Consider the following 3,378-nt stretch of genomic DNA (forward strand, 5'->3'; position numbering starts at 1 on the left):
AACTCCCCAACCCCTCAATCCTTGAGGGGCTCCCTCGCCGGTAGGCAGCTCAAAAGGTGTTACCTTTTGAGACACCAAGAGGGTCTTGGTGAAGTGAGTCTATCAACTCCTTATCCTCCCTTCGGTCCGGTACCGTTGACAGACGCCAATGTGGTCGAACTTTTTCCTTTTCACGAGTACTATGGCCACATTTATAAAAACTCAAAAACACCGTTCTGAGTAGAACGGTGTAAAAATCCTTGTTGAACTAACGCACCCGTTAGCTTAATATTTCCCTATTCTTTATTTCTGTTCATTAAGTTTGAAAATAGAGGATAATGTTTCCCCGTTTTTCCCTTCCAAAACGCCCCATACCTGCTTTTCATCCTGCACGTCTGCGGAACCAGTTTCGTTGAACCAGACCTTATATTTCTTCCCTTCCTTGTTATCTTGGTCTATAAACCAAAATACAGCATCTTCTTTACTACCTTTATCAACGGATACTGTTTTATCCCATTTGATATCTGCTATAATGTCTTCAATCTTTTTGACATTATCTTTATCCAATACAGCTCGTCTATCACTTAATCCACCGTGCTCTACTATTTGATAGCCAACATCTTTTGCCTCAGGAGAATCCGAAGCTTTAGAGGAACTTGAACATCCCCCTAACACCACAATAATAACAAGCAAACTGAAACCCCATAATAATTTCCTCATACTACACCTCTTTTTTTCCTAATTGTACCATTTATAAACAGTGTTGATTGAGGAAATTTTAGTTTTTTATCAACTATCGATTGCCTTTGTGGCAACCTTTTTTTCTTTCCCTTTGTTTTAGGATGGAGGCTGGCAAGGGGGTGTGGGGGAAGCCCCCGCATAGCGTGGTTAAGTAAGGTAAAAGAGAAAGATCTATGACGGAAGCTCTGGCGGTTTTGGCGGTATAATGTCTCGAGCAAGCCGATTTCCTAAATTCCTCGTTTTAGGTACGTCGGCTTGGCGACATTCCAGCACCGCCAAAATTTCGGAATGCAAGGGGGAAAGGGTGGAGATTTTTTGAGCGTAGCGATCCGTAGGACAAAAAATACTACCCGAACCTTGCGTGGAGAAAAGCTCTTTAAGAGATATAGAAGGGGAATCAGTAGAAACGTTGATATATAAGGGTTTCTATAATCCTTATGTAAACCTCTGGGGTTTACATATATGTAAACCTCTAGGGTTTACATAGTTTAACATTATGTCTTGTCAGAATTAACATCATGTAATATTATATTTACATGATGTTAATTAAATAATACATATATGTCTAAACTGAGGGGAGATAAGGAGAGTGAGTATGTTGGCAAGGAAAAATGATGATGAGATAGTCCATTTTGAACTAACAAGAGAAGAAGCTGATAAAGTAAAAAAATTATTAGAACTGGAAGAAAAACGAGAAATAGAAGAGCAAGAACGTCTAGAAAAGGACAATAATCCTCCATTCGTTCAGATTTACAAAGGTGTTGGTCTAAAGGCTTTACAATGGCTTATAAAAGAAAACGGTCTTGCAAGTGCAATTCTTATGTTTTTCATGGAAAACATGAATAACCGAAACGGTGTAGTTTGTTCTCAACAATTGCTCGTTGACGAATTCGAAAAAAGTAGACAGACCATTTATAAAGCTGTTAAATTTTTAGAAAAACATAATTTCATAAATATCGGTAAGATAGGCACTGCTAATGCTTACATAATTAATCCAGAGCTAGCTTTTCAAGATAAAAATAGCAAGAAAAAATATGTTTCCTTTGACGGAACTATATTGCTAAGCAAAGAAGAAAACAAACAGTTATTTTCTAAACAGACTTACGATAATGTAAAAATTTTAAAAGATAAAAAAAGCCCTTAAGCAAGGCTTTTTTTATTACCTCTCGTAACCGCGATCTTTCTTTCCTTTTTGATTCTCTTTTTGTTTCTCATCTTGAGAGAAAAAGTTTTGCGCCCCTTTCAGTTCTTTTTCACCAGAGAAATACTTTTTCAAAAGCGACATATTCATCTTGGTTAAAAGCTCTGCTTTGAAATAACCAACATACATATCCAAATTCTTTATTTGTTCTCTAAACTGAGACGTCACTCTATTTAGTGTTCGGGTTAAAAATTTGTTTTCTTTATCCAACAATTTATTTTCCGTTCGCAGCTGCTGATTTTCCTGGAACAAGGTGTCTTTTTCTTTCTTCAAGGTCTGAGTTGAAAGCAATAACCGGTTATTTTCCCTTTTAAGGCCCTCATTTTCCTCTTTAACAGCTTCCGAAGCCTTGGCAAGCCGTTTAATATCCTCGAAGTCTTCCTGCCCAATTTCGACCGTTCTGGAGCGAATAAGACCGCCTTTCTCTTTTACTATGATTTCATCCACTTTCTTCACGCCAGATAACGATTCTGTTAGATTGCTTAGGCGATCTTCTGTCTTTCTAATGGATTCTTCCAGAACTCGCTGCTGAAGATGCTTTTCTTTTAACTCAGCTTCTAGTTCCTGAACCGTTTCTTTCACCGTCATAGCTTTTAAGCGCTGAGTTTCAATATGTACCCGGTCACTGGACACCCCTCGTTCCAAATCAAAACCAGCTTCTAACATATGCTGATGAAAGGTGTCTTGCAGCTTTACCAGCTGCTGCTTCTTTCCAAAGAAGTCTTTAGCCGATAATCGGCCATCTTCCGTAATTGGAACAAAGCCTACATGCATATGGGGCGTTTTTTCGTCCTTATGAACCATCGCATACGCAATGTTTTCTTTCCCGTATTCCTTACAAAAATAGTCATAGGCTGTCTCGAAAAACTTCTTCTCCGCTCTTTCTGACATGTTGTCAAAGAATGCCTTATCCGAGGTCACCAGAAAACTAGCTACCTTCACAGCATCCTTCCGAACCGCCTTGCCGGTTTTCAGTCCTTCCTTAATCCTGGCATCAATCTTCTTTGTGTAATCGATCGACTGCTCATTCACCAGGTCATAATTCAAGCTCACTTTTGAAGCATCAATATCTGGATTGGTTTGGCTCTCTTTTTCTCTCTGATTATGTATTTGCATGCCCTTGATTGCGGACTGTTTTAGCTTCTGCATATGTAAAACGGTATAGCTCATAGCGGGGTTCTGACTCCCTTCCGAAAAAGCAAAGTTTTAAGAGAAGTGTAGCACACTACACTTTGCAAGCAAAGTTCCGGTGCTCTGCGAGGCTTTTCGGCAGTCGCCGAGCCCTGCGAACAGGGCAAAAAGAAAAGACCTTGGGCGTTGCCCAAACCCACTGGGGAACTCTTCCCCAGACCCCCTCAATCCAACTCCCCAACCCCTCAATCCTTGAGGGGCTCCCTCGCCGGTAGGCAGCTCAAAAGGTGTTACCTTTTGAGACACCAAGAGGGTCTTGGTGAAGT

At 40.1% G+C, this 3,378-nt stretch carries 3 protein-coding genes; 1 reads left to right on the plus strand and 2 read right to left on the minus strand.

What is annotated here, in order from left to right:
- Window positions 1-282: 282 nt before the first annotated feature.
- Window positions 283-699, minus strand: a complete 417-nt coding sequence (locus BM126_RS21750; RefSeq protein ID WP_090991398.1) for a hypothetical protein — start codon at window positions 697-699, stop codon at window positions 283-285.
- Window positions 700-1,315: 616 nt separating this feature from the next.
- On the opposite strand from BM126_RS21750, the gene BM126_RS21755 reads away from it, so the two are divergent.
- On the plus strand, window positions 1,316-1,864 hold the full coding sequence (locus BM126_RS21755) for a replication/maintenance protein RepL (protein ID WP_090991399.1): 549 nt from the start codon (window positions 1,316-1,318) through the stop codon (window positions 1,862-1,864).
- A 15-nt stretch (window positions 1,865-1,879) separates the two neighbouring features.
- Here BM126_RS21755 and mobV read toward each other — a convergent pair whose 3' ends face one another.
- Window positions 1,880-3,091 carry a MobV family relaxase gene (gene mobV, locus BM126_RS21760; protein WP_090991400.1) on the minus strand — a complete coding sequence of 404 codons (1,212 nt, stop codon included), beginning with the start codon at window positions 3,089-3,091 and terminating at the stop codon, window positions 1,880-1,882.
- Window positions 3,092-3,378 lie beyond the last annotated feature (287 nt).

Origin of the sequence: Bacillus sp. OV322 (assembly GCF_900112495.1) — a bacterium.
In the GTDB taxonomy this organism is placed as follows: Bacteria; Bacillota; Bacilli; order Bacillales; family DSM-1321; genus Peribacillus.